This window comes from Actinokineospora enzanensis DSM 44649 (assembly GCF_000374445.1).
Lineage (GTDB): Bacteria > Actinomycetota > Actinomycetes > Mycobacteriales > Pseudonocardiaceae > Actinokineospora > Actinokineospora enzanensis.
Genome location: NZ_KB894413.1, coordinates 38,494 through 64,732, shown reverse-complemented (window position 1 = coordinate 64,732; position 26,239 = coordinate 38,494). Strand labels below are relative to the sequence as shown.

At 71.5% G+C, this 26,239-nt stretch carries 23 protein-coding genes and 1 tRNA gene; 9 read left to right on the top strand and 15 right to left on the bottom strand.

Features of this window, described 5'->3' with window-relative positions:
• The first annotated feature begins 18 nt into the window (after positions 1–18).
• The gene (locus C503_RS0115135; RefSeq protein ID WP_018683061.1) at positions 19–429 is read left to right on the top strand and encodes a VOC family protein; all 411 of its coding nucleotides are present in this window, start codon (positions 19–21) and stop codon (positions 427–429) included.
• Positions 426–878, top strand: a complete 453-nt coding sequence (locus C503_RS0115130) for a hypothetical protein (protein ID WP_018683060.1) — start codon at positions 426–428, stop codon at positions 876–878. Before C503_RS0115135 ends, C503_RS0115130 begins: the two co-directional genes overlap by 4 nt.
• Here C503_RS0115130 and C503_RS0115125 read toward each other — a convergent pair.
• From C503_RS0115125 to C503_RS0115100, 6 genes are read right to left on the bottom strand one after another with little or no spacing between them, the layout of a single operon-like run.
• On the bottom strand, positions 848–2,386 hold the full coding sequence (locus C503_RS0115125; protein ID WP_018683059.1) for an ArnT family glycosyltransferase: 1,539 nt from the start codon (positions 2,384–2,386) through the stop codon (positions 848–850). The two genes, C503_RS0115130 and C503_RS0115125, sit on opposite strands and share 31 nt — an antisense overlap.
• Complete coding sequence (locus C503_RS0115120; RefSeq protein ID WP_018683058.1) at positions 2,383–3,414, bottom strand: polysaccharide pyruvyl transferase family protein; 1,032 nt, start codon at positions 3,412–3,414, stop codon at positions 2,383–2,385. The genes C503_RS0115125 and C503_RS0115120 overlap by 4 nt, the downstream gene beginning before the upstream one ends.
• Positions 3,414–4,190 carry a phytanoyl-CoA dioxygenase family protein gene (locus C503_RS0115115; protein ID WP_018683057.1) on the bottom strand — a complete coding sequence of 259 codons (777 nt, stop codon included), beginning with the start codon at positions 4,188–4,190 and terminating at the stop codon, positions 3,414–3,416. The genes C503_RS0115120 and C503_RS0115115 overlap by 1 nt, the downstream gene beginning before the upstream one ends.
• Positions 4,168–6,663: a glycosyltransferase gene (locus C503_RS48500; RefSeq protein ID WP_018683056.1), complete on the bottom strand. Its 2,496-nt coding sequence runs from the start codon at positions 6,661–6,663 to the stop codon at positions 4,168–4,170. Before C503_RS48500 ends, C503_RS0115115 begins: the two co-directional genes overlap by 23 nt.
• The gene (locus C503_RS39445; RefSeq protein WP_018683055.1) at positions 6,660–8,084 is read right to left on the bottom strand and encodes a glycosyltransferase family 4 protein; all 1,425 of its coding nucleotides are present in this window, start codon (positions 8,082–8,084) and stop codon (positions 6,660–6,662) included. The genes C503_RS48500 and C503_RS39445 overlap by 4 nt, the downstream gene beginning before the upstream one ends.
• Positions 8,081–8,869, bottom strand: coding sequence for a glycosyltransferase (locus C503_RS0115100; protein ID WP_245572488.1), 789 nt, complete (start codon positions 8,867–8,869; stop codon positions 8,081–8,083). The genes C503_RS39445 and C503_RS0115100 overlap by 4 nt, the downstream gene beginning before the upstream one ends.
• Positions 8,870–9,309: 440 nt before the next feature.
• Between C503_RS0115100 and C503_RS0115095 the strand changes: the two genes are divergently transcribed.
• Entirely contained in the window at positions 9,310–10,191 is an 882-nt protein-coding gene (locus C503_RS0115095; protein ID WP_018683053.1) for an oxygenase MpaB family protein, read from the top strand.
• Between the two features lie 71 nt (positions 10,192–10,262).
• Here C503_RS0115095 and C503_RS0115090 read toward each other — a convergent pair whose 3' ends face one another.
• The 3 genes from C503_RS0115090 to C503_RS0115080 form a co-directional block, all read right to left on the bottom strand.
• Complete coding sequence (locus tag C503_RS0115090) at positions 10,263–10,601, bottom strand: histone-like nucleoid-structuring protein Lsr2 (RefSeq protein ID WP_018683052.1); 339 nt, start codon at positions 10,599–10,601, stop codon at positions 10,263–10,265.
• Between the two features lie 1,429 nt (positions 10,602–12,030).
• Entirely contained in the window at positions 12,031–12,630 is a 600-nt protein-coding gene (locus C503_RS0115085) for a hypothetical protein (RefSeq protein WP_018683051.1), read from the bottom strand.
• A 27-nt stretch (positions 12,631–12,657) separates the two neighbouring features.
• Positions 12,658–13,161: a DUF3145 domain-containing protein gene (locus tag C503_RS0115080; protein ID WP_018683050.1), complete on the bottom strand. Its 504-nt coding sequence runs from the start codon at positions 13,159–13,161 to the stop codon at positions 12,658–12,660.
• 439 nt (positions 13,162–13,600) lie between these two features.
• On the opposite strand from C503_RS0115080, the gene C503_RS0115075 reads away from it, so the two are divergent.
• Entirely contained in the window at positions 13,601–14,824 is a 1,224-nt protein-coding gene (locus tag C503_RS0115075; protein ID WP_018683049.1) for a hypothetical protein, read from the top strand.
• Between the two features lie 441 nt (positions 14,825–15,265).
• Here the strand turns inward: C503_RS0115075 and C503_RS0115070 are convergent, their stop codons facing one another.
• The 5 genes from C503_RS0115070 to C503_RS0115050 form a co-directional block, all read right to left on the bottom strand.
• Complete coding sequence (locus C503_RS0115070; RefSeq protein WP_018683048.1) at positions 15,266–16,513, bottom strand: beta-ketoacyl-[acyl-carrier-protein] synthase family protein; 1,248 nt, start codon at positions 16,511–16,513, stop codon at positions 15,266–15,268.
• Between the two features lie 73 nt (positions 16,514–16,586).
• Positions 16,587–16,838: an acyl carrier protein gene (locus C503_RS0115065; protein ID WP_018683047.1), complete on the bottom strand. Its 252-nt coding sequence runs from the start codon at positions 16,836–16,838 to the stop codon at positions 16,587–16,589.
• A gap of 98 nt (positions 16,839–16,936) precedes the next feature.
• A complete protein-coding gene (locus C503_RS0115060; RefSeq protein ID WP_018683046.1) occupies positions 16,937–17,911 on the bottom strand; it encodes a beta-ketoacyl-ACP synthase III in 975 nt (324 codons plus the stop codon).
• Entirely contained in the window at positions 17,908–18,831 is a 924-nt protein-coding gene (locus C503_RS0115055) for an ACP S-malonyltransferase (protein WP_026316326.1), read from the bottom strand. The genes C503_RS0115060 and C503_RS0115055 overlap by 4 nt, the downstream gene beginning before the upstream one ends.
• A gap of 179 nt (positions 18,832–19,010) precedes the next feature.
• On the bottom strand, positions 19,011–20,195 hold the full coding sequence (locus C503_RS0115050; protein ID WP_026316325.1) for a PucR family transcriptional regulator: 1,185 nt from the start codon (positions 20,193–20,195) through the stop codon (positions 19,011–19,013).
• Positions 20,196–20,726: 531 nt separating this feature from the next.
• Between C503_RS0115050 and C503_RS0115045 the strand changes: the two genes are divergently transcribed.
• The gene (locus tag C503_RS0115045) at positions 20,727–21,350 is read left to right on the top strand and encodes a nicotinamide mononucleotide transporter family protein (RefSeq protein ID WP_018683043.1); all 624 of its coding nucleotides are present in this window, start codon (positions 20,727–20,729) and stop codon (positions 21,348–21,350) included.
• Between the two features lie 91 nt (positions 21,351–21,441).
• On the opposite strand, the gene aceE is transcribed toward C503_RS0115045, so the two are convergent.
• The gene (aceE, locus tag C503_RS0115040; RefSeq protein WP_018683042.1) at positions 21,442–24,207 is read right to left on the bottom strand and encodes a pyruvate dehydrogenase (acetyl-transferring), homodimeric type; all 2,766 of its coding nucleotides are present in this window, start codon (positions 24,205–24,207) and stop codon (positions 21,442–21,444) included.
• A gap of 302 nt (positions 24,208–24,509) precedes the next feature.
• Between aceE and C503_RS0115035 the strand changes: the two genes are divergently transcribed.
• From C503_RS0115035 to C503_RS0115020, 4 genes are all read left to right on the top strand, one after another.
• A complete protein-coding gene (locus tag C503_RS0115035; protein ID WP_018683041.1) occupies positions 24,510–24,941 on the top strand; it encodes a DUF3052 domain-containing protein in 432 nt (143 codons plus the stop codon).
• 118 nt (positions 24,942–25,059) lie between these two features.
• Positions 25,060–25,518, top strand: a complete 459-nt coding sequence (locus C503_RS0115030; protein WP_018683040.1) for a peroxiredoxin — start codon at positions 25,060–25,062, stop codon at positions 25,516–25,518.
• 40 nt (positions 25,519–25,558) lie between these two features.
• Positions 25,559–25,633: transfer RNA gene (locus tag C503_RS0115025), tRNA-Val, on the top strand.
• 123 nt (positions 25,634–25,756) lie between these two features.
• The gene (locus C503_RS0115020) at positions 25,757–26,125 is read left to right on the top strand and encodes a histone-like nucleoid-structuring protein Lsr2 (RefSeq protein WP_018683039.1); all 369 of its coding nucleotides are present in this window, start codon (positions 25,757–25,759) and stop codon (positions 26,123–26,125) included.
• Positions 26,126–26,239 lie beyond the last annotated feature (114 nt).

Here is a 26,239-nt window from a genome sequence, read left to right as displayed (position 1 = left end):
AACGGTGGGAGGACTGTCATGCAGTGGACGCTTGAGGTCGTCGCGGTGCCGGTCGGCGACGTGGACGCCGCGATCGGGTTCTACGCGGAGAAGCTGGGCTTCCACCTCGACCACGACGTGCAGGCGGGGCCTGCCCGGTACGTCCAGCTCACCCCGCCCGGGTCGGGCTGCTCGATCGTGATCGGCTCGAACGCCGAGCAGATGCGGCCCGGCTCACTGAGCGGGTTGCAGCTCGTGGTGAACGACGTGCGTGCGGCGCGCGCCCAGCTGGCCGAGCGCGGTGTGGAGATCAGCGAGGTCCAGTTCGCCAGTCCCGAGGGCATGCGCGTCGCGACCGACGACGACGACCTGAACAACGCGGGTTTCGCGTTTTTCACCGACCCGGACGGCAACGGGTGGGCGATCCAGCAGATCACCGCCCGCGCGTGAGACCCGGCGCTCTCTACCGCCACCCGATCGAACGGGTGGCACTGTTGTGGACGGCGGCCGCGTGCGTGCTCGGGTGCGCGCTCGTCGTTCTCCTGTGGACACCGGGCAGCGGCCTGGACCGGGTGGCGTTCGCGGCCGCCGCCGTCGTCACCGCCGCCGCGACCGGTTACCAGGCCCTGTTCCCGTACTGCTTCATCCGCGACGGCCGTATCGGCATCCGGACCGTGCTCGGGTTGCGGACGGTCGCGCTCGGCGAGATCTCCGGGGTCGAACGCCTCGACGCGCGCGCCCCGTTCGGACGCGCTGTCTACCGTTACCCGGCGATCACCGTCGGCGACAAGGTGATCCCGTTGGACCGTGCCCACTACCGGCCCGGGTTCGCGCGCGAGCGGCGGATAGAGGACTTCCTGCGGCAGGTTCAGGGCGCCACGACCTCCGGGATCAGCTGACCGGCTCGCACCGCCCTGTCCAGCTCTGCGGGGTCCAGCTTCCACACCACCGTGTCGCCGCCGCTCGGCCCGGTGGCGGTGAATACCCGTTCGGCGTGCGCGTCGAGCCAGGGCAGCAGGTCGGGAGAGGCGTAGCCGTAACCGAGACTGAGCGGGCGGCTTTGCGTGAGTACGTAATCGGCGCAGAACTTGTGCAACGCGCCCAGGGATGTCCACGTGCCCACGCGCAGGTTGTTCCCCTCTCCCGAGTGCAGTGCGAACTGTGCGGTCGGTGTGGTCAGTCCGACGCGGGAGCCGTGCGGGACCTGCGTGTCCAGGAACTCGCGAGCACGCTGGTAGCCGTTGTCGGTCACCCCGCGCGCGTGGATCGCGAACGACAACCCGCCCACGAGCAGCAGCGCGGCCGCCCCACTCACGGCGGGACGCCACCGCGTCAACCGCACCGGCAGTTCCACATAGACGATCCCCGACGCCAACACGCCCGGCACGACGACGAAGTAGCCCATCTGTTCCTCCAGCGTGCCGAACGCCAGCGCGAACAGACCCAGGAACCCCATCACCGACGCGACGAGTCCGATCAGCCGACGATCGACCCGCGCGGACCGCAACGCCAACAGACCGGCCGGGACCGCGAGCCCGAGCAGCACATACGAGGTGCCGAATCGGGACAGTTGGCTCAGCAGGGTCTCCATCAGTCCCGGTGAGTGTGCCGCGTTGAACCCGGAGACCTGGTCCAGACCCGCCATCCGCCGCAGGCCGCCGATCTTGTGGTGCCACCAGCCCGGCAGCCGTCCCGCGATAGTCAGAGCCAGGACATAACCGAAGTAGGGCAGTACGGCGGCGCCGACGATGATCCCCGCCTGACGGACCGGGATCGTCTTCCGCCACAGGACCGCGAGCAGAACCGGCAGCAACGCGGGCACCGCCGCCACGTCCTTGCTCAACACCGCCAATCCCAGCAGCACCCCACCCACCCCGAGCAGCCACCGCCGCCGTTCCAGCCCCACCAGCAGACAGAGCCAACCGGCGAGGATCAGCGCGAACGCGGGCGTCTCCAACATGACCCGGCTGTCGATGCGCAGCACGAACGGGTCGGCGGCCAGTACCACCGCGCCCGCAACCGCCACGCCCGGCGAGGTCGTGCGCACCAGCAGCGCGTACCCGAGCGCGACCATCGCGACGCCGAGCAGCGCGTTGACCCAACGCAGCTGATAGACCAGCTCGGTCGGGTCGGGTGAGAGGCCGAACAGGTCGATCATGGCGCCGTTGAGCCAGAACGTGAGCGGCGGGTGCAGGTAGAACGGTTGCCCGGCGAGGTTCGGCCACTCGCCTCGGCTCACCGACAGGGCCAGCCGGGAGTAGGTGACCTCGTCGATGAACAGCTCGTTGGCCGTCGTCAGTCCCCACACGCGCAGCAGCAGCGCCAGCCCCGCGACCGCCGCTCCCACTGCGACGGTCTTGTCCCGTGTCCACCGCACCGGTTGGAGCCGGTCTCGTACCGCGATCACGCGGGTACCCCCGCGAACGTTGTGTCCACCCACTCGGCGGCGGAACCGAGCACGGTCCCACCCCGTTCGGCGAGGAACGCCCGCGATTTCTCCTCCCAGTCGAACCCCGCGCACGGCACACCCATCCCCACCGCGAACACCAGCGCGTGCAGCCGCAACCCGAGCATCCCGGCGGCCCGTCCGACGACGGCCTTGGCCAGCGCGGGCGGCAGCTGCGGACCCACCACCGGCAACCCGATCCCGAGATCAGCCGCGAGCGCGGCGTCCCGGTGCGTCAGGCCGAGCCCGTAGTCGGCGTGCGTGGACAGGGCCAGCGCCGCCACCGTGCCGCCGCGATCACGCCACGCGCGCGTCGCCAGCACGCAGGTGTCCCGCAGCTCTGCCATTCGTTCGGCGTCGGGCAGGGCCTTCAGCGAGAGCAGCAGCAGGGGCGCGTCGAGCGGGACCCCGGCTGCCGCAAGCGTTTGCTCCGCCGGTTCGGCAGGTTCCGGCCGCAGCCCCAGCGCGAGATCGCCGACATCGGGCACGTTCACGCCCAACGTCCGGGCCGACAACGCGTCCCGCACGGTCACCCGCCCGCCCAGCGCGGCCGCGCGCAACCGGCCCAGCACCCGCGCGGGCGTCCCGGGATAGACGCCGATCGCCAGGTAGGTGGTCGCCCTGCCCGCCGCCTCGGCCGCGTCGATCACCCGGGGCAGCAGCCGGACCAGCGGCGGCAGGCCCGCGCCGAACATGCCGCCGCCGATCACCAGCACCGCGTCGCACCAGCGCAACCCGGCCGCGAACGACAAGGCGGTCATCGGACGGGCGGGCACCACGTGCGTCCACTCCACCAGCCTGGGGTTGCGCGACAGCACGCTCACCTCGGTCCCCACGGGCAGCTCGCCGAGCGCGCGCGCCAGCAGTGCCTCGTCACCGGTGTTGCCGTTGCCGAAGTTGCCGACCACCAGCACCCGGCGGGCACCCAACCCGCTCAACTGGGCGCGGATGGTGGCAGCACTCGTCTGGTCCCCGGTGCCGATTCCCATCAAGAAGTGCTCCCCTCGGCCTTGCGCCAGGCCCTGGTCTGTCCGAAATGGATCGCGCGATGCACGAGCGAGGCGGTCGGTAGCACTGTCCGTGGCTGGGTGAACTGGAGAATCCAGGCCGTGCGGGTGGACTGCCCACGGTTGGGGTGTGCGCTGTGCACGGTCTCGAACAGATGCAGCGCCGCACCGCCCAACGGCAGTGGTACATCCACTGCGGACCCCTCGACCACACCCACGGTCCGCAACGCACCACGCCTACCGGGCACCGGCTCGTGGGGGAGTACCCCACCGAGATGGCTGCGCGGCACATACCGCATGCACCCGTCCTCGGCAGTGACAGGACCGGTCGGGATCCAGATGTTCAACCGCCGCTCGGGCAGGCCGGACCGTTTGTGCACACGGTCCTGGTGCCACACCGTCTCGTAGGAACAACCCGGCGGTTTGCGGATGCTGTGGTCGAACCGGAACCACGTCCCCGGCCCCAGTACCTGCCGTGCGAGCGCACGCCCCCGCCGGAACACCGCCGTTCTACGCAACGCGGGAGAGAGAACCGACGGATAGAGGATCTCCGGCACGTCCGAGCCGAACTCGCCCGCCGTCGCGCCCAGGTCCAGCACACTCGTCCGGGGCAGCTCGTCGAACCGGTCGAACAACCCGTCCAGCTCGCGCGCCACCTCGTCGACCTCTGCGGGCGTGAACAGGTCCGGCAACGCCAGGAACCCCTCCGCCCACAGCCGTCGCCGCGTGTCCTCGTCAATCCCGCCGGTGCCCAGCACCTGCCACCTCCTGCCAGTCCCGGACCGCGTCCAGGTAAGCCCGTTCCTGCGCCCGGACCAGCCGGTCCCAGGAGAACGCGCGGGCGAACTCCCGCCCGCGCCCGCCCATCCGCCCCACCTCGGCCGGATCCGCCGCCAGGTCCGCCATGGCCCGGCCGTACGCCGCGACGTCGAACGCGGGCACCCGCACCCCGACCTGCTCCGGCACGACCTCGCGCAGGCAGTCGATGTCGAACGCCACCACCGGCGTGCCGCACGCGGCGGCCTCCACCGCGACCATGCCGAACGTCTCGAACCGGGACGGCACCGCCGCCACCCGCGCGGCCGCGACCAGCCGGTGCTTGTCGGCGCCCGCGACCCAGCCCGCGAACCGCACCCGGTCGGCGATCCCCAGCTCGCCCGCCCGCGCCCGCAGCCGCTGCTCGTCCGGGCCCGTCCCGGCCAGCACCAGCGCGCCCGGCATCCGGTCGACGACCTGGGCGAACGCGTCCAGCAGCAGGTCCAGCCCCTTCTGCGCGACCTCCAGCCGCCCCACGAACACGACATCCGCGCCGCGCGGCTCACGCACCTCGAACGCGGCCGCGTCGACGCCGTTGGCGACCACGTCCACGCGGGCGGCGGCGTTCATCCCGCGCAACCGCTCGGCGATGCCCTGCGACACGGTCACCAGCCGCCGATGGGTGCGCACGCCCGCGCTCTCCACCAGATGGAACGGCAGCCGATACTGTCGCGCTTTCTCCCGCGCGTTGAGCCACTGCACCATGCCCACCGTCGGCCTCCCCGTCCAGAGCGGGGCGGCCATGGACGAGATGGGCGCGAAGAAGTCCTCCACCACCAGGTCTGCCTCATAGCGGCGCGAGACGAACGGCAGCACCACCGCGTAGCCGACTATGCGGCCCAGGTAGGACTTCCCTTTGCCGATACCGACATGCTCATACCGCACACCGTCCTCGACCCGGTCGACACAACCCGGCCAACGAGTCGTGAGCACGGTGATGTCATGGTCACGGGCAAGCCTGCGGTTCATCTCATGCGTACGCACCGCGCCACCACCCGAGCCCGGCGACGCCGGGTCCTCGAAACCGAGATGCAACACCCGCAGCCGTTCACCCGCCGCGTGCCGCCGCGCACCGCGCAGCCGCCAGACAGCGGCAAGTCCGAACAGGACAGCAATCGCGGACCACACGACCGGCCAGCGTTCCGTTGCCCACAAACCGAGTCCGGCGACCACGGTCGCCGGCACCGGACCGGCCAACGCACCCCAGGGCAGCCGTACCTGCCGCGCGAGCAACGCGGCCGCCGCCACCCCACCACCGCAACCGCCCACGGTCAGTCCCGTGACACCACCCACGACCCACCCGACCACCAGCCCTATCACCAACAGGGCAATACCACCGGACAACGCGGCGGAAGCACGCCGGTAAGCCGATTCCGCCTGCAACACAGTGGCCGCCAACGCCACCACACCGAACCCCAGCCCCGCCACCGCCGTGAACGGAACCAGCCGCACCGCGTCCATCAAATGCGGCGGCACCACCAGATCCAGCACCTTCACCGGCGCCGTCACCAACACTGCCACCGCAGGCAACACCAACCAGCCGTAGGTGGCCAGCGTCTCCCGCACAGCCCTACCCGCGCCCGGCTCGATCAACCGGGGGAACAACACCACGGCCAACGCGGTCGCCACGAACAACGGCGCGCGGCCGAGCGTCGCCGCGAGCTGGAACGCCGCCGTGTCGGGACCCGCGCCCGCGAGCACCGGGGCGAGCACGATGTCGGTCGCGGTCAACGCCCCCAACAGACCCTGCACCGCCGTCAGCCCCGCCGTCTCCGCCCAGCGGTGCCGATCCCGCAACGCCGACGGCCGCCACGACAGGTCCCGCCACGCGCGCCCGTTCGCCGCCACCGCCGCGAACCCCCCGACCAGTAACACAGCCGAGCCCACGAGGAACGCGCCCAGCGCGCCCGCCGCACCCCACCCCGCGACCACCGCCCCCGCGCCCACCCCGACCCGGACCACCACCTCGGCCACGCGCAGCCCCGCCAGCCGAGCGAACCGTCCTTCCCCTTGCAGCCAACCGACCGCACAGCCGGACACCACGATCGCCGCTGCCGCAACAGCCGTGGCCACGACAGCAGGCGCGGGCGCGTACAACGCCGTCACCCCACCCAGCACAACCGCCGCAGGCAGCGCGCCCGCGACCCCCAGGCTCAACGCATACGCGAGCGCGGAACGCCGACCGGACGACCCCGCCGGATGCGCGCGCACGGCCCGGGCCAACGCCCACGGGATCGCGGCCGTGGCAGCCGTGCCCGCGAGCAACAACAACGTCTGCCCGGCCGCGAACACCGCGTACTCCGCGCCCGGCAACACCCGCGCGAGCAGGATCCCGTAGGCATAGCTGACCAGGCTCACCACCACGGTCGCGCCCGCCACCAACAACCCCGCCCGGGACAGGTCCGCGGACCTCACGTGCTGACCGCCGTCGGCATCGCCACGCCGGTCAGCAGCTGCTCCTCGGTCGCCAGCGCCACACTGATCGGCTCGACGTTCCACCGCGCCAGCACCGCCTCGGCGTCCAGCTCGTCGCAGCCGTGCAGCAGCGCGCTGCCCAGCCCGTCCACGACCCGCACCTGGTCGGTCAGCCGCCCGTGCGGCGCGGGCACGTCCAGCGGCACCCGGAATCGCACCGCCGTGGCCATGTCCGATCGCGCCGACCGCCGGTTCGCCCCGGACCGGGCCCGCCGCTCGATCTCCACGCCGAGCACCCCGGCCAGCAGCTCCGCGCTCCGCTCCCAGGTGAACGCGGACGCCCAGGCCCGGCACTCGGCGGACACCCGGGTCGCGGTGCCGTCGTCGGCCAACAGCCGCAGCGCCGCCACCAGCCCGCCCGCCAGCGCGTCCGGGTCCGGCACCACCCAGCCGGTCCGGCCATGCCGCACCGAGTCGTCGATGCCCGCCGCCGCCACCGCCAGGCACGGCACGCCGAACCGAGCCGCCTCCAGCACCGTGCAGCCCCAGCCCTCGCCCTGTGAGGTCGAGGTGGTCAGCCAGGCCCGGCGCATCAGCTCGTCCCGCCGCTCGTCGGACAGCCTGCCGCGCAACCGGACCCGCGACCGCAGCCCCAGCTCGCCCACCAGCAGCTCCAACGCCCGCCGCGCCTGCCCGTCGCCGATGACCTCCACCCGCAGGTTCGGCACCGCCTCGATCACCTCCGGCAGCGCGCGCACCAGCCGGTCCACCCGCTTGTGCGCGACCAACCGGCTCACCAGCACGAGCGTCGGCTCCGGATCGCGCGGGCCCGCGCGGTCGACCGCGGCCTCGTTCCCATTCGGCACCACGAACACCGGCCCGCGCACGCCCAGCCGGGTGCGCATGTCCCGCCGGGTCGACGGCGACACCGCCACCATCGCCCGCTCGCCGTAGACGCGCCTGCTCGCCGGGCCCTCCAGGAACCGCCCGACCCCGGCCATCGACCGTCCGAAGTGGACCCCGAACTGGTCCTGGTGCACGTGGTGCACGACCTGCACCACCGCCGCCGAGCCCGGCACGAATGCGGGCGCGAAGAACGGGATCCCGTTCTGGCAGTCCACCACCGCGTCGAACAGCCCGCCGAACCGCAGCAACGCCGCGGCCGCCGCCGGGTAGACCGAGAACGTGCCACCGCGGCGCAGCACCTGCACACCGTCGATCACCTCGCGCGCGCTCGCCCCCGGCGGCCGCGACGTCAGCCAGGTGACCTTCACGCCCGCCGCCACCCAGCGCCGCGCGACCTGGTGCGCGTACAGCTCCGCGCCGCCCGCCTGCGGATGCCGGATATCGCGCCAGTTCAGGATCAGCACGGACTTGCCGCGCAGCGCCGACAACGCCCGCGGCCCGCTCACCGCGCTCACGCGTCCGCCGCCAACAACGTCAACGCGGCCCGGAACGCGGGCAGGCCGTCGTGCAGCGGCCGGAACGTCGACCGCGCGTCATCCGACCACGCCACCGGCAGCTCCACCACCGTGCCGCCCGCGGCCCGCACCCGGCGCAACAGCTCCACGTCGAACGCGAACCCGGTGACCGAGCACTGCGCCAACGCCCGCTGCACGGCCGTCCGCTCGAAGAACTTGAACCCGCACTGGGTGTCCGACACACCCGGCACGGCCCGTCTGCTCAACGCCCGGAACGCCGCGCCGCCCAACCGCCGCGTCACCGGCTGCCTGCGCACGATCGCCGCGCCGCCCGCGTACCGGGACCCGATCACCGCCGTCGCCCCGCCCGCCAGCGCGGTCATCGCCGGGCCCAGCGCCTCGATCGGCGTGGCCAGGTCGGCGTCCACGAACCCCACATACCGTGCCGAGCTGGTCATCATGCCGCGCCGCACCGCCGCGCCCTTGCCCGCGATCGCGCACCCGACAACCTCCACCGGCACCCGGGTGCCGCCCGCTCTGGCCACCCGCGTGGTCGCGTCCGCGCTCCCGTTGTCCACCACCACGATCCGCGACGACCACGCCATGTCCGCCAGGTAGTCGGCGGTCGCGGCGAGCGACGCGCGCAGCCGCCGGGCCTCGTTGTAGGCGGGGATGACGACCTCCAGGTCCACCTCGGCGCGCCTGCCCGGCCGCGCGGGCGGGGTTATCGCGGGCGGGTGCGCGGGAGCGGACTGGGTCGAGATGACAGGGCTCGCCTGGGTCACGGGTGATGTCCCCCTGATGCGGATGGATTTCGCCGCCACGGTCCGCCGAGACCATATGACACTTTCGAGTGAACGAAAACCGGAGCGGGTAAACCGGCCGTCGAAGTCCACCGGTCGTATCGGCCATTAGTGGCCCATTCCGGGGCGCGTGGTGAGGGCGGTCACATCGGGCAAATCGCTGGTCGAACCGGGTAGGTCGGATCCGGTCAGCACGTTTCCGCAGGTAGTCGGCCTGTGGACTGTTCGGTCCGACCGCGTCCGTTTCGTCCGGCTCCGGACTTTCGGATGATTCACGAGAAGTTCCGAATACGGGAACAGGTCATATCCGAGCGATTATCGCGATAGCTGATCGTGGTCCCCTCGAATCGCGTCGGATCGCACCGTCCCCTACGATGCCCGCCATTCTCGCCGCAATCATGGATATCGGGCACACTTGACGGGTGCGTAGGACGGACCTGGGGCTGTTCGGCCCGGACTCGGTGACCTGGCAGCTGCACGCCGACCCGGCGCTGCTGCTCGGCGGCATCCGCAGCCTCTACCTGCAGGCGCTGCACCCGCGCGCGGTCGCCGCCGTCGTGCAGAACTCGGATTTCCGCACCGACCCGTTCGGCAGGCTGATGCGCACCGCCGCGTTCGTCGGCATCAGCACGTACGGGACGGAGACCGAGGCGCACGCCGCCGCCGAACGTGTCCGCAGGGTGCACAGCCGACTGAAGGCGACCGACCCCGAGACCGGCGAGGTCTACCCGCTCGACGACCCCGAGCTACTGCTCTGGGTGCACTGCGCCGAGGTGGCCTCGTTCCTGTCCACCGCCCGCCGCGCGGGCTACCCGCTGCGCAAGCACCACGCCGACCGCTACCTGCGCGAACAGCGGGTCAGCGCCTCCCTTGTCGGCCTGGCCCCCGACACCGTGCCAGGCTCGACCGAGGAGATGACCGCCTACCTGCGGCGGATCCGCCCGGCCCTGCGCCGCACCCCGGACAGCGACGACATCTACGACTTCCTGCACCGCCCGCCCCTGCGCGGCCGTGGCCTGGCGGCGCTGGGACTACGGCTCTACGAACCCGCGATCGGCCACGTGGCCTACTCGCTGCTGCCGCCGTGGGCGACCGGCCTGCACGGCAGGCGGCCCTATCCGCGCTCCGCCACCACCGTCGCGACGCGCGCGCTCCGGCAGGCCGCCTTCCGCGTGCGGGGCAGGATCAGATCCGCGGCCGACTTCGAGCCGCCCTCGATCACCGCCGTCCGCAGGCTCGGCGCGTGGGCCACACCATCCGCCGACCGGCTTCCCGATCCGCTCCCCGCGGCCCCGCGACCCTGACCCTCCGGCACCGTCCCCGTCCCGTCGACCACACCACTGCCCCAGGCGCGGGGACGCCGCTGCCCGGCCCGCTAGCGCACCCCGTGCGCCTCCTGGAACTTGATCACCAGTGCCTGTGGGATGCGGCCCCGTTCGGCGATCGCCTCGCCCTGGCTGCGCGCCCATTCCCGGATCGCCTGGTTGTCCGTGCGGTCCCCGAACCGCCGGACCACGAGCCCGTTCTTCGTTTTCCGGCCGTTGGTACGGCGGGCGTGCCCGACGAACTCCGCTAGGGAATCTCGCAGCCGCGCGGCGTTCTCTCTGGAGAGGTCGATCAGGAAGTCCACGCCATCGATCGCGAAGGCGACGGTCTCGTCGGCCGCTCCGCCGTCGAGGTCGTCGACAAGCTCCACAACGGTCTTCTGCGCCACGGTTTCCTCCGTGTGATGAGAGTTCGTTTCCTGCACGGGTTCGGCCGCATTAGCGAACGTGCCGCCGACCCCGTACCCGGTATTGGCTAACCGATCAGGGGAAGCGTATCGGTAGCCGGGTCCTGGAACCAGCCAAGCCGCTCAAGTCGGCATCGGCTTTATTAGTACCCCATCGGGCCGTATCCGGTCCACTAGCGGGAATGCGACGTGTCCGATTCGTCCGCCGGACCGCGTCCCGGTTCGACGGACGGACCGTCGCCGCAGGTCAGACTGGACCCCGGAATGGCCCGGCATTATCCCTTGCCGGTTCCCGGCGAATTGCCTCCCAGGCAACATGAGGATCGGTCAGTCATTTCCCGCGCGTCGGACGAGCCCAATCCGGTCCTTCTCGCTCCGGACCGCCACAACGTTACAGTTCCCTCGGCCCCTGCTTCACCAGCGCCCCGAGACCGCATTGCCCACCCCGCCGGAGCCCGACCGCATTGCCCCGGGATGGCGGCAAGCTGCGAAAACCGCACCCCTTGAACGATGCCGAGGCCACCCCGGGAGCCCGTCCGGTGATCACTTTCGCCGACCCCGGTTGTGATCTTGTCCTCATCGTTGAACCGCCGCGTGTCACCGGGGCGTAAGACCACTCCACGCCCATTTCCGACCGCCATGAACACCGGATGACCGAAACCCGTCCGCCGGGCGACCCGGTGCCCCCTGCCCCCCGAGATCATTCCCCGCATTGTGCCTCCTCGGGCAGGCCGGGACCGCCATGGAGGACCGGTCTATCCGATGTAAGCCCAGGTCAAATGGACTGCAACGGGTCGGTGGGGCGGATTCGCCGGAACCGGGCCCGCGGCCAGGGGCATGGCGGGATGCCGCATATCGCGCGGAGAACCACCCGAATGGGACCTGGAACGGGCGTCTGTCGGCCCCGATCCGGGTCCCATTCGGCTGGTTCGGCACCTTCCGAGGCCGGTCTATCGGGCGTTTGCGCTGGTCAAACAGAGTGCAACGGCCGGTGACGGAATCGGGGGATGTGGCCGACCCGGCCCCCTGGTCATGGGTGATGCCGGTGGTTCACCGCAGGCGAATCCACCCGGACGGGGGCAGGTATTCGCGGGATTCGGCGGCCGCCGAGTCCCGCGTCCGACGCGCCCTATCCAAGATCACCCACCCCGATCCCCGCCCACACTCCCAAGCCGAAACGTCCCGCCCGGACGTCGCCCCGATACCTCGCTTGACCGCCCCGCCGCCGAAACGCCCCAACGCAGCCCCCGCCACTCCCAGGGGGGCGACCCCGGAGCCGTTCTATCGCGCATAGCCGCAGGTCAAAGGGGGTGTGGGGCGGCTGTGGACAACTTCGGGGGTGGTGGATATCCGGGGTGCAGGTCAGGGCGGGGGAGGGGAACGGCGGGCGGGGAAGTTCACCCGGGAGAGGTCAGCAGCGATCGTGCTGGGGCGATGCGCTGGTCGCGCCTGCGTCGATGCGCCATTCGCCGTCGGCGAGGGTGAGCGGGAAGATCACGTTCCAGCGGATGCACTCGGCCGGGAGCTCCAGCGGGGCGTCGGCCGGGTCCTGCTTGCTCACGAAGGTCAGCAGCACGCGGGCGGAGTTGGTCGGGCCGGTCTCGATACGGTAGACGACGATGCTGCCGTCCTGCGTGGTGCGGTACGACGCGCGCCAGGTGTCCTCGGGGAGGTCCTTCGCGCGGGCGTCGGTGACGGTCGTGCGCCACCGCGCGTAGTTCTTGCCGTTGATCGCGTCGAAGTGCGTCTGCAGCAGCTGGCGGACGGCCTCGTACAGCGGGTGCTGGATCGCGTCCTGGGTGGCGCGCACGTCGCGCGGGCCGGGGCGGGCGCTCTCCGGCAGCACGTTCTGGCTGGGCAGGATGGCCGTCGAGGTGGCCTGCCCCTTGTCGGCCGCGGCCGCGTACAGCTCGCGGGCGACCATGGCGGCCGCGGCGGCGATCACGACGGCGACGAGGATGGCGGGCAGCAACCAGCGCTGTCGCTCCTGGCCGGGGGCCTTCGGGTGCACGCGGTCAGCGTCTCACAGGCGGATGGGTCACCCGACGCGGTGCAGCCAGGTCACCGGGGCGCCATCGCCGCCGCGCCGGTACGGCTCCAGGGCCTCGTCCCAGGAGGCGCCGAGCAGTTCGTCCACCTTGAACGCGAACGACTCGCCGCCGCGTGCGGACGCGGCGATCGCGCGCAGCTGGTTCTCGTCCACCACGATGTCGCCGCTGGCGCTCGTGCGGGCGCGCCACAGGCCGAGGGCGGGGGCGTAGCAGTAGCGTTCGCCGTCGACGCCGGGACTGGGCTCCTCGGTGACCTCGAACCGGAGCATCGGCCACGCGCGCAGCGCGGTGGCGAGCTTGCCGCCGGTGCCCACGTCGCCGGTCCACGCGCACTCGGCGCGCAGCTGCCCGGGGGCGGCGGGCTGCGCGGTCCAGCGCAGCTCGGCGCGCACCCCGAGGGTGCCCGAAATCGCCCACTCGACGTGCGGACATACCGCAGACGGCGACGAGTGGACGTACACCACGCCTTGGGTGTTGCCACGGGTGCTCACTGCTGACCTCCGCTGCTCGACGAGGATCGTCTTCCCCTACGTCCTGCGCGATCAACGGTTGCCTGGACCACACGTGCCATTCCCGGCGCTCATTCTGCCCTGCTACCGGACACTTTGGCCACACGAACCCCGAAAACAACCTGCGCCCCAGCCATTCCGCGCCGTTCGGCGGCGGACCGGGGCAGGGCGAGGCGGGCATGTCCGGATTCGCCGCCGCCCTCGGCGCGCTTCCGGCAGGCCCGTTGATCTTGCTTGTCCGAGTGGACGCGCGAGCGGCGCCCGCGTTGCGCGGTGTGGCGAGATGGGTCGGAGATCACCGCCCGGCGCCGATCGGCTACCTTCCGACGTCCTGTCACCTGACCGGGCGTCACTGACGCTAGCGTGTGGTGCAGATCCCACCGGTCTGTGTGACGTCCGGTGGCCGTGCGGAGGTGACAGCGTGCGCTTGGTCCGGGTCGGCGAGCCGACCGCCGAGGTCGGCGGGACCGTGCGCGCGGCGCTGACCTCGTGGGGCCGGGGCTCCACCGTCGCGGGCGGGGTGGCGCTGCTCGGCGTCCGACCGCCCGGTTTCGGCTCGACCGTCGAGGCGGTCCTGTTGTTGCCGCGGGGTGTGTTCGTGGTGATCGGGGTGGACCTGCCGGATCCGGCCATGCGCCTGTCCGCTCCGATGACCGGCCCGTGGCGGATCGACGGCTGGCCGTTGACCCGCCCGGACGGCCCGGTCAACCCGGCCGACGGCGCCCTGTCCGCCACGGCCGCCGTTGCCGACCTCGTCCGGGCCGCCCAGCCCCGACCGCTGCCCGTTCACACGGTCGTGGCCGTCGGCCCCTATGTGGGTGAGGTCGACCAGCCCGCCGAGGAACGCGGCATCCGCATCCTGCACCCCGAGCCGATGCCACTGCTGGCGGTCACCCGCGACCTGGCCACGCACAGCCGGGCCTGCATGCTCGATGAGGCCCGCCGGATCCTGTTCGCCCTGCACCAGGGCCACGGACTCGACGATGACGACCTGGTCGCCGAGGGATTCCCGGACGGCCTCTCACCGGAGGCGGGCGCGGCGAGCACGACGATCCTGCCCCGTGTCCCGGGCGGGATGGCGCGCCCGGAACCGCGCCGCCGCAAGCGCTGGTTACCCGTGACGATCGGTGTCGTGGTCGCGTTACTCCTGGTCGCGGGCATCGCGGTGGCGGTCGCGGCCGACGACAGCCCGATGACACCCGCTCGACCCGCGTCCCCGCCCGCGTTCGTGCCGCGTGGGTTCGTCGAACAGTCGGATTGCGCTGCTCACACCGATGGTGCGATTCATGCCTGGCTCGAACGCAACGGCTGCGCGGCCCTTCTGCGTGGCCGATTCGAGACGACCGACCAGGGGAAGCGCGCGGCGGTGCTGGTGGGTGTCGTCCGGATCACCGGGAGTACCTCGGCCACGGAACTGATGAGCGTGACGACCCGGCCCGACGCGGGCGGCGTGCTCGACGTGGAGGGCGTGCCGTGGCCGGGCGGCCTACAACCCGTCTTCGCGGGGGCGGCTCGGGTGAGTGGGCAGGAGGGGAACAGCGTCAAGCTGGCGCAGGCGGTGTGGCTGGACGAACCGTCACGGGCGGACGATCCGTTGTTGCGCGAGATCGCCTCGCGGGCTTTGCGGCTGAGCCTGTCCGGGTGAACTTTCCTGACCTGGATCCTGTCCCTCGCCCTGACCTGCGATCCGGTTGTCCACAATCCCCGAATCTGTCCACAACCCGGCCGCGCCCCCTTTGACCTGCGGCTATGCGCGATAGAATGGCTCCGGGGTCGCCCCCCTGGGAGTGGCGGGGGATGTGTTGGGGCGGTCGTCGGGCGGTGATCTTGCAAGGGGTTCGTTCGTGAGCGGGTCGAGGACCCCGGTTCGAGAGTCGCGCAGGGACTGGGTCCAGCCTCCCGTTCGAGTGGTCTCCCGCCTTGATCAATCATGCCGGGCGTTGACCTGCGGGCGGGTTATCCACAATCCCGAAATCCGTCCACAGCCCCACCGCACCCCCTTTGACCTGCCCATATACCCGAGAGAATGGCCTCGGGGTCGCCCCCGGGAGGGTGGGGCGGGCCGGAGAAGGGCCCGCCCCGGCGGTCAGGCGGCGGTGAACAGCAGGGCGACGTTGTGGCCGCCGAAGCCGAACGAGTTGTTGATCGCCGCGGCGAGTTCGATCTTCCGGGCCTCGCCGCTGACCACGTCCAGGCCGACCTTGGGGTCGAGGTTCTCCAGGTTGCGGGTGGCCGGGATGACGCCGTAGTAGATCGCCAGGATGGTGGCGATGCTCTCCACCGCGCCCGCGCCGCCGACCAGGTGGCCGAAGGCGGACTTGGGGGCGGTGACGACCACGTGCTCGCCGAGGGCGTTGCGGATGGCGGCGGCCTCGCCGACGTCGCCGACGACCGTGGAGGTGGCGTGGGCGTTGACGTGGCCGATGTCCTCGGGGGACAGGCCGCCCATGCGGACCGCGTCGCGCATGGCGCGGATCTGGCCGATGCCGTCCGGGTGGTTGCCGGTGATGTGGTAGGCGTCCGAGGTGATGCCGTAGCCGGACAGGTGCCCGTAGACCTTCGCGCCGCGGGCGGCGGCGTGGTCGGCGCGTTCCAGGATCAGCACGCCCGCGCCCTCGCCGAGGACGAAGCCGTCGCGGCCGGTGTCGAACGGGCGGGAGGCGCGGTCCGGCTCGTCGTTGCGGGTGCTCAGGGTGCGCGACTGGCAGAAGCCCGCGACCGTGATCGGGTGGATGCAGGCCTCGGTGCCGCCCGCGACGACCACGTCCGCGCGGCCGTTCTGGATCATCTGCCAGGCGTTGGCGATGGCCTCCGCGCCCGAGGCGCAGGCCGACACCGTGGTGTGCACGCCTGCCCGCGCGCGCAGCTCGATGCCCACGTGCGCGGCCGGGCCGTTGGGCATCAGCATCGGCACCGTCAACGGCGAGACCTTGCGCAGGCCGTACTGTTCCAGGAGGTCGTCCTGGTCGAGCAGGGTGCGCGGGCCGCCGATGCCGGTGCCGATGCTGACCCCGAGGCGTTCCGGGTCCACCGACTCGTGTTCGTCGGTGGGTGGCTCGAACCCGGCGTCCGCCCACGCCTCGCGCGCGGCGATGACCGCGATCTGCTCGGACCGGTCGAGCCTGCGGGCCTGCACGCGCGGCAGGACCTCGGTGGGCTCCACGGCCAGCGGCGCGTGCAACCGGGCGGGCAGGTCGAAGCGTTCGACCCACTCCTCCGTGTTGACCCGGATGCCGTTCTGGCCTGCCAGCAGGGCATCCCAGGTGGACGAGACGTCACCGCCGAGCGGCGTGGTCGCACCCAGCCCGGTGATGACGACATCGACGTTGCTCATGGGGTTTCCTTCGCGAGCGGGTGGTGGGTGGCTGCGGGGGACGAGCCGGGTTTCGAGCGAGCCGGGGAGCGGCTCAGACGTTCTTCGTGATGTAGCCGACCGCGTCGCCGACCGTCTTCAGGTTGGCCAGCTCGTCGTCCGGGATCTTCACGCCGAACCGGTCCTCGGCCTGCACGGCGATCTCGACCATCGACAGCGAGTCGATGTCCAGGTCGTCCACGAAGGACTTCTCGGCGGTGACGTCGTCGGTCGCGACGCCCGCGACCTCTTCGACGATCTCGGCGAGTCCTTCGAGGATCTCGGCGTCGCTGGGCTTGTCCGACATGCCAGGTGTCCTTCCTCTGTCTCCATCACCGCGCCGGGTATCGACCCGGCGGGGCTCCGTCCCCGGCACGTCGCCGGGGAAGTCTGTGTCTGCCCGCGTCAGGGGCAGATGACGGTCTGCGCGGCGTACGACAGGCCGGCGCCGAACCCGACCAGCAGCGCCACGTCGCCCGGCTTGACCCGGCCCGCGGCGCGCATGTGGTCCATGGCCATCGGGATCGAGGCCGACGAGGTGTTGCCGGAGTAGACGATGTCGTCGGCCACCACCAGGTCCTCGCGGGCGCCCGCGGCGCGCAGCTTCTTCGCGATGGACTCCACGATGCGCAGGTTCGCCTGGTGCGGGATCAGCACGTCCACGTCCGCGGGCGCCACTCCGGAGGCTTCCAGGGCGCGCAGCGCGATCGGCGCGATCCGGGTGGTGGCCCAGCGGAACACCGACTGGCCCTCCTGGAACAGGTAATTGTCGTCGCGCGTGTAGATCAGGTCGGCCAGGTCGCCCGCGCTGCCCCAGACCACCGGGCCGATGCCCGGCTCCTCGGCCGGGCCGACCACGGCCGCGCCAGCGCCGTCGGCGAAGATGATCGCGTTGGCCCGGTCGTGCGGGTCCACCCAGTCGGTCAGCTTCTCCGCGCCGATCACCAGCACCCGCCGCGCCGAGCCCGCGCGCACCAGGTCGGAGGCGGTGCCCAGGGCGTAGCAGAAGCCCGCACAGGCGGCGTTGAGGTCGAACGCGCCCGCCGCCTTGACCCCGATCCGGTCCGCGACCTGGGCCGCGCCGTTGGGGATCGGGGTGGGCATGGTGCAGTTGGCCAGGATCACGGTGTCCACGTCGGACGGCGAGATGCCCGCGTCGGCCAGCGCCTTGGACCCGGCCACCACGGCCATGTCGACCAGCTTGAGGTCCTCGCCCGCGAACCGGCGCTCGACGATGCCGACCCGCTCCCGGATCCACTCGTCGGTGGTGTCCATGTGCTGGGACAACTCGTGGTTGGTGACGACGCGCTCCGGCTGGAACGAACCGACGCCGAGGATCCGGCTGGCGGCGGCCCCCGGGGCGAGGCGCAGCGTGGTCATGTGGCACTTCCGATCAGCTCGACCACCGTGTCGAGGTCGGCAGGCGTCTTGAGGGCCACGGTGGGAACACCCTTCAGCTCGCGCTTGGCCAGGCCGACCAGCGCGCCCGCGGGCGGGAACTCGACGATGCCGCGCACACCGCGCGCGCCCATCGTGGCCAGGCAGGCGTCCCACCGCACCGGGCTGGTGACCTGCGACACCAGCCGGTCCAGGACCTCGGTGCCGGTCGCGACCACGTCGCCGTCCGCGTTGGACAGCAGCGTACGGGTCGGGTCGGCGGGGGCGGGCAGGGTGGCCGCGTGTGCGCGCAGCGCCTCCTGCGCGGGGGCCATGTAGTGGGTGTGGAAGGCGCCCGCGACCTTGAGCACGATCACCTTGGTGCCCGCGGGCGGCTCGGCGACCAGCTTGTCCAGCGCGTCCTTGGCGCCCGCGGCGACGAACTGGCCCGCGCCGTTGCGGTTGGCCGCGACCAGGCCCAGCTCGTCGAGCCGGGCGAGGATGTCCTCCTCGGTGCCGCGCACCAGCGCGGCCATGCCGGTGGGCTCCAGCTCACAGGCGGCGGCCATCTCCCGGCCGCGCACGGCGGCCAGCGCCAGCGCGTCCTCGGCGCCCAGCACGCCCGCCATCGCGGCGGCCGCGAACTCGCCGATGGAGTGGCCCGCGATGAGCGTGTCGGCCGGGATCTCGACGCGCCTGCCCAGCTCCTCGTGGGCGAGCAGGGTGGCCGCGACGATCAGCGGCTGGGTGATGGCGGTGTCCTTGATCTCCTCGGCCTCGGCCGTGGTGCCCAGCCGCGCCAGGTCCAGCCCGACCACCTCGGACCAGGCGGCGAGCCGCTCGGCCGTCCCGGGGAGTTCGAGCCACGGCGCGAGCATGCCCGGGGCCTGGGATCCCTGGCCGGGCGCGAGGAGTGCGATCACGTCTCCACTGAACACCGTGACGCCCGCCGGACTGCATGCCGTCAGTCACCAAGTCGGGGCGGTTGGTTTGTAGAGACCCTCCAATAGTCACCGGGCAATTACCGGCGAGTGACCGTATTCGTTGTCAGTTGTCGTGTCCGACACCGCTCGGTCGCTCAGCGTTACCCGGGCGTTGGAGATCACCAGAGGCCGCGTGCCCTGGACAGCCTGCCGACCGCCAGCGCCACCCGTAGGACCAGCGCGTCCCGGGGGTCGGTGGGGTTCCGGCCGGTCAGCTCGGTCGCCTTCCGCAGCCGGTAGCGAACGGTGTTCGGGTGCACGAAGAGCTGCCGGGCGCAGGTCTCCAGCACACCCCCGGTGGCCAGGTAGGCCTCGACGGTCTCCTGCAGCGCGCCCCCGGCCTCCTCCAGCGGCCGCGCCACCCGGTCGATCAGCTGCCACTCGGCCTCGGGGTCCCCGGCCAGCGCCCGTTCGGGCAGCAGGTCGGCCGACCGGACCGGGCGCGGCGCGTCCGGCCACCCCACGACGGCCCGCAGCCCGGACAGCGCGTCCGCCGAGCTCCGGTGCGCCTCGGCGATGCTGGACACCGTCGGCCCCGCGACCACCGGCCCCACCCCGAACGCGGCCGACATCTTCCCCAGCGCCTCCAGGTCGGCGGCGTCGTCCATCGGACCGGCCAACACCACCACCAGTCGCGAGCCCTGCACCCCCAGCAGCACCGGTCTGCTCACGCGCGCGGCCCGGCTGCGCACCTCGTAGACGACCGTGGGCGGATCGTCCGACGACGGGTTCCCCACCAGCACCGTCGCCTCGGCCCCCGGGTCCCACCCCAACGCCGCCGCCCGGGACAACAGGGACTCCTCGGCGTCCCCACGCACGATCCCGTCGACCACCAACGCCTCAAGCCGCGCGTCCCACGCGCCCCGCGCCTCGGCCGCGGACGCATAGGACATAGCGGACGCGAACGCCACTTCCCGCCCATATCGGAGAACCGCCTCGGACAGCACCGCCCGCTCCTGCTCGTCGGCGGCGAGATCCGGCACCAGGTCCTCGAACACCTGGAGCGACACCCGCACCATCTCCACGGTCTGCCGCAGGCTGATCCACCGGGAGAGATCCCGCGGCGCCCCCCGAAACGTGTCGGTGGTCAACCGGAGCGCCTCCCGCGGGTCACGCAACCACGCCGTGAACCCGGCCACTCCGTTCTGTGCCACCAGCAGAACGGACGCCCGCTGGTCGGCGGGCATCCGCCCGAACCACGCGAACTGCTCGTCCATCGCCGCCACCGCCGCCGCCGCCAGCTTCCCCGACGCCCGCTCCACCGCGGCCAACGTCTCCGCCGACAACCCCTCAGCAGCACTCATCCCACAACAATCGCACGCCCCACCCCCCACACCCACGCCACCTAGCCGCCCCACAGCCGCCCGCGACAGCAAACTCAAGACGAGAAGCACACACCGCCTCAAGACGAGAAGCACACACCGCGGCAGGAGTTCGATCGGCGAAATCCCGGATGCCCACAGATTGCTGGTCAGACGATTCGCCACCACGCTCGCCCAGGTGCGGAGCCCGCACCGTGGGGGTCTGGGGGCTCGGCCCCCAGAGACAATGACCGGATTCCCCAGCGAAGCGCGAAGCGCGAGCAGGGGAAACCCGGAATCCGGGCGGGCCGCCCGACATGTCGGTGCGCTCGATGTCGGGCGGCCCATCTCCCCGGTCCCCACCGGTGTTTCCACTATGGAACGTGGCTCGGGCGGGTGCCAGGCGAGGCGACCTAGTTCCCCCTTTCGTGGCACTTTGCCGGGCAGGAGTGGGATCACGCGGGTCGCGGGAACAAGGTCGCGAGCGGTGGTGTTCCGCCGACGTACGGTTTGGGGGCGGGTGAGGAGGCGCGCGTGCACGTGTTGCAGGAGTACGGGATCACCGTGTTCGGCCAGCGGATCGCCTACGCGGAGCTGTTCGGGCAGGTGTTCGCGCTGGCGGTGGTGTTCCTCGCGCAGCGGCGGACGTTGTGGACGTGGCCGGTGCAGCTGGTGTCCGTGGCGCTGCTGTTCACCGTCTACGTCTCGGCCGACCTGGGCGGCCTGGCGGTGCGGCAGGTCGTGGTCGGCTTGATCGCGGTCTACGGCTGGTGGGCGTGGGCGCGGCGGCGGGACCCGGTGTTCGGGGTGGCGGTGCGCCGGGCGACGGCGCGCGAGCTGACCGTGGTGGCGGTCGCGTTCGCGGCGGGCACGGTCGGGTTCGCGTTGCTGCTGGAGGCCGTCGGCGGTTCGTGGGCGCCGTGGCCGGACGCGGCGATCTTCATCGGCACCGTGCTGGCGTTCGGCCTGCAGGCCTGGGGGCTGGTGGAGTTCTGGCTGGTGTGGCTGGTGGTCGACGCGGTCGGCGTGCCGCTGCAGCTGTCGTCCGGCCTGTTCTTCAGCGCCCTGGTGTACATCGCGTTCGCCGCGATGGTGGTCTACGGCTGGTTCAGCTGGTACCGCTCGGCGGCCCGGCAGCGGGTCGGCGCCCCGGTCTGACGGGCACGGGTCCGACGGGCACGGGGGCGACGGGCACGGGGGCGACGGGCACGGGGGCGAGGCAGGAACCTCGCCCCCGTGCCCGGGTGGCTCAGGCCGAACCGGGGTCCGAGGTCTGCGGACCGGCGGCGGCCACGTCGTCGATGCGGTAGCGGCGCGCGGCCTCCACCACCGACGACTGCGGCACCTCGCCGCGCCGGGCCAGCGCGGCCAGCACCCCCACGGTGATCGACTCGGCGTCGACCAGGAAGTGCCTGCGCGCGGCCGGACGGGTGTCGGAGAAGCCGAACCCGTCGGTGCCCAGGGTGAGCATGTCGGTGGGCACCCACGGGCGGATCAGGTCCGGCACCGCGCTCATCCAGTCGGACACCGCGACCACCGGGCCGACCCCCTCGGACAGCACCGAGGTGACGTACGGCACCCGCGGCTCGGCCTCCGGGTGCAGCAGGTTGTGCCGCTCGATCTCGACCGCGTCCCGGCGCAGCTCCGACCACGAGGTCGCCGACCAGATCTCGGCCCGCACACCCCACTCGTCGGCGAGGATCTTCTGCGCCCTGATCGCCGACGGCATGGTGACGCCGGACACCAGGATCCGCGCCCGCGGCCCGTCGCCCGCCGGTGCCTCCAGGTACCGGTACAGGCCCCGCAGCAGGCCCTCGACGTCGAGGTTCGCGGGCTCCGCGGGCTGCTGGTAGGGCTCGTTGTAGATGGTCAGGTAGTAGTAGATGTCCTCCGCCTGCTCGCCGTACATGCGACGCAGGCCGTCCTTGACGATGTGCGCGAGCTCGAACGACCATGCCGCGTCGTAGGCCACCACGGCCGGGTTGGTCGCCGCCAGCAGCAGCGAGTGCCCGTCGTTGTGCTGCAGGCCCTCGCCGGTCAGCGTGGTGCGGCCCGCGGTGGCGCCCAGCACGAACCCGCGCGCCATCTGGTCGGCCGCCGCCCACAGGCCGTCGCCGGTGCGCTGGAAGCCGAACATCGAGTAGAAGATGTAGATCGGGATCATCGGCTCGCCGTGCGTGGCGTACGAGGTGCCCGCGGCGGTGAACGACGCGGTGGACCCCGCCTCGTTGATGCCCTCGTGCAGGATCTGGCCCTGCTCGCTCTCCTTGTACGACAGCATCAGCGACGCGTCGACCGAGGTGTAGAGCTGGCCCAGCGGGTTGTAGATCTTCTGCGTCGGGAACATCGAGTCCATGCCGAACGTGCGCGCCTCGTCCGGGATGATCGGCACCAGCCGCGGCCCGACCTCCGGGTCCTTGGCCAGGTCGCGCACCAGCCGGACGAACGCCATCGTGGTGGCGACCTCCTGCTTGCCGGACCCGCGCTTGAGCACGTCGTAGACCTTGTCGCCGGGCAGCGTCAGCGCCTTCGCCTTGTGGCGGCGCTCGGGCAGGTAGCCGCCCAGCTGGCGGCGCCGCTCCTGCAGGTACCGGATCTCCGGCGAGTCCTGGCCGGGGTGGTAGTACGGCGGCAGGTAGGGGTCGCGCTCCAGCTCCGCGTCCGGGATCGGGATGCGCAGCGTGTCCCGGAAGGCCTTGAGGTCCTCCAGGGTCATCTTCTTCATCTGGTGCGTGGCGTTGCGCGCCTCGAAGTGCGGGCCCAGGTTGTAGCCCTTGATCGTCTTGGCCAGGATGACCGTCGGCTGGCCCACGTGGTCGATCGCCGCCTGGTAGGCCGCGAACACCTTGCGGTAGTCGTGACCGCCGCGCTTGAGGTTCCAGATCTCCTGGTCGCTCATCGGCGTGACCAGCTCCTTGGTCCGCGGGTCACGGCCGAAGAAGTGCTCGCGGACGAACGCGCCGTCGTTGGCCTTGTACGTCTGGTAGTCGCCGTCCGGCGTGGTGTTCATCAGGTTGATCAGCGCGCCGTCCCGGTCGGCGTGCAGCAGCGAGTCCCACTCGCGGCCCCAGATCACCTTGATGACGTTCCAGCCTGCGCCGCGGAAGAACGACTCCAGCTCCTGGATGATCTTGCCGTTGCCGCGCACCGGTCCGTCCAGGCGCTGCAGGTTGCAGTTGATCACGAAGGTGAGGTTGTCCAGGCCCTCGTTGGCGGCCACGTGCACCAGACCGCGCGACTCCGCCTCGTCCATCTCGCCGTCGCCGAGGAACGCCCATACTCGCTGGTCCGAGGTGTCCTTGATACCTCGGTCGCGCAGGTAACGGTTGAACCGCGCCTGGTAGATGGCGTTCATCGGGCCAAGGCCCATGGAGACGGTCGGGAACTCCCAGAAGTCCGGCATCAGCCGCGGGTGCGGGTACGACGGCAGCCCGCCGCCCGGACCGGCGTGCGAGAGCTCCTGCCGGAACCCGTCCAGCTGCGAGGTCGACAGGCGGCCTTCGAGGAACGCGCGGGCGTAGATGCCGGGGGAGGCGTGGCCCTGCACGTAGATCTGGTCACCGCCGCCCGGGTGGTCCTTGCCCCGGAAGAACCAGTTGAAGCCCACCTCGTAGAGGGTCGCGGAGGAGGCGTAGGTGGAGATGTGACCACCCACGCCGACACCCGGCCGCTGCGCCCGGTGCACCGTCATCGCCGCGTTCCACCGGACCCAGGCCCGGTAGCGGCGCTCGACCTCCTCGTCGCCCGGGAACCAGGGCTCCTGCTCGGTCGGGATGGTGTTGACATAGTCGGTGCTGGTCAGGGCCGGGACCCCGACGCGGCTCTCCCGGGCCCGCTCCAGCAGCCTCAGCATCAGGTAGCGGGCGCGCTGCTGCCCGCCCCCCTGCAACGCGGCGTCGAAGGACTCCAGCCATTCCGCGGTCTCCTCCGGGTCGATGTCCGGCAGGTGGGCGGCGAGGCCGTCGCGGATGACGCGGACGCGCTCGGGGGTGGGCTGGTTGTTCTGCGTGGCCAACTCGGAGCTCCAGCCTGGATCGAGGACAAGATTTCGCGCGCGCGATATCACGCGCGCGGGGGACACTCTGCCATGTTGTCCCGAGTCCGGGCCGGACGTCATCCCTACTGGTCGGTATAGGGGTGTCGGCTTGCTCGCACCGCTCGGCGGGAACCCCCTTCCGGCGGCGTGTCGAACAGCGGACGGTTGCGCAGGTGGCCACTGTCAGTGTTCGCTATCGCCTAACCGAACAGGTACAACGCGGTCGAAGGCCCTGATTGGCGGGCCGGGACCGCGCCAGGCACAACTGGAGGAGTGACACCGTGGTGGCCGCGGGAGACGCCGGGAACACCGACGTCGCCGACAAGCTGGGGATCGAGGCTGGCGCCGTGGTCCAGGAACTCGGCTGGGACGAGGACGTCGACGACGCCCTGCGTGAGGCAGTCGAGAGGCGCATCGGCGCCGATCTCCTGGACGAGGACGCCGACGATGTCGTTGACGTCGTCCTGCTGTGGTGGCGCGAGGACGACGGAGACCTCGTGGACACGCTGATGGACGCGATCGGACCGCTCGCCGACGAGGGCGTGATCTGGGTGCTGACCCCCAAGACGGGCAGGCCGGGGCACGTCGAGCCGAGCGACATCGCCGAGGCGGTGCCCACCGCTGGACTCGCCAGGACCTCCAGCGTCAGCGTCGGACCGGACTGGTCGGGCACCAGGCTGGTGTCCCCCAAGTCGGTGAAGACCAAGCGCTGACTCCCACCCGACGGTCACCCGGGCGTTCCCCCGCTCGGGTGGCCTAGGCTGGCCTCGCACAGCTCTCCCACGGCACGGGCCTCCCGGTCCGCGCCCCCCAGCCAGGAGGATGCCCGGTATGGCGGTCGAGGTCGGTTCGAAGGCCCCGGACTTCACGCTCAACGACTACAACAAGCAGCCGGTCACGCTGTCGGGCTTCCAGGGCGAGAAGAACGTCCTGCTGGTGTTCTACCCGTTCGCCTTCAGCGGCATCTGCCAGGGCGAGCTCTGCCAGGTGCGCGACGAGCTGGCCACCTACTCCGACGGCAACGTCCAGGTCGTCGGCGTGTCCGTGGACACCCCGTTCAGCCTGAAGGCCTGGGCCGACCAGCAGGGCTACCAGTTCCCCCTGCTGTCCGACTTCTGGCCGCACGGCGAGGTCGCCAAGACCTACGGCGTCTTCAACGAGGCCGCGGGCCTGGCCAACCGGGGCACGTTCCTGATCGACACCACCGGCACGGTCCGCTACGCGGAGATCAACCAGCCGGGCGAGGCCCGCGACCAGGACGCCTGGAAGAAGGCCGTGGCCGCGCTGTAGGTTTCACCGGACCCGGCGGGGGCAACGCCGCCGGGCACCCGGGCGCATAGCTCAGCGGGAGAGCACTCGGTTTACACCCGAGCGGTCGCAGGTTCGAATCCTGCTGCGCCCACCATCGAGTATTCCCTGATCACGTTCGCTCTCGGCGTGGTGGTGACCGGCGGCGTGGTACACCGAAACCATCGGCAACCACTGCTAGCGTCCGGACCGACTGTCCGCTGACGTAGCGAAGGTGTCCATGGCGAAGAAGACGATCGTGCGACTCGTCGACGATCTTGACGGCTACAGCGGCGAGGACGTCTCCACTGTGGAGTTCGGCCTGGATGGTGCCACCTACGTGATCGACTTGGCCGCGCCCAACGCCGAACGCCTGCGCGCGCGGTTCGGTGAGTTCGTCGCGGCCGCGCGGTCCACCGGTGGGCGGAAGAATATTTCCCTTGCCAAGCCCGCAGGGGAGGCTCGCAGCAAGGAGCAGACCAAGGCCATCCGTGACTGGGCCAGGCAGAACGGTCACGACATCTCCGACCGTGGGCGGCTCTCGACCGGGGTCATCGAGGCGTTCGAGGAAGCACACGTCGTCGCACCGAAGCGGGCAGCCAAGGCCTGATGACCGCTGGCGCGTCCGCCTCGGAGGCTGCTGATCCTTACCATTGGCCCACGTGCACTGCTGAAGGCTGTCGCGGTGTGCGGGCTGAGGGGCGGGAACTCTGTGTTGGGCATC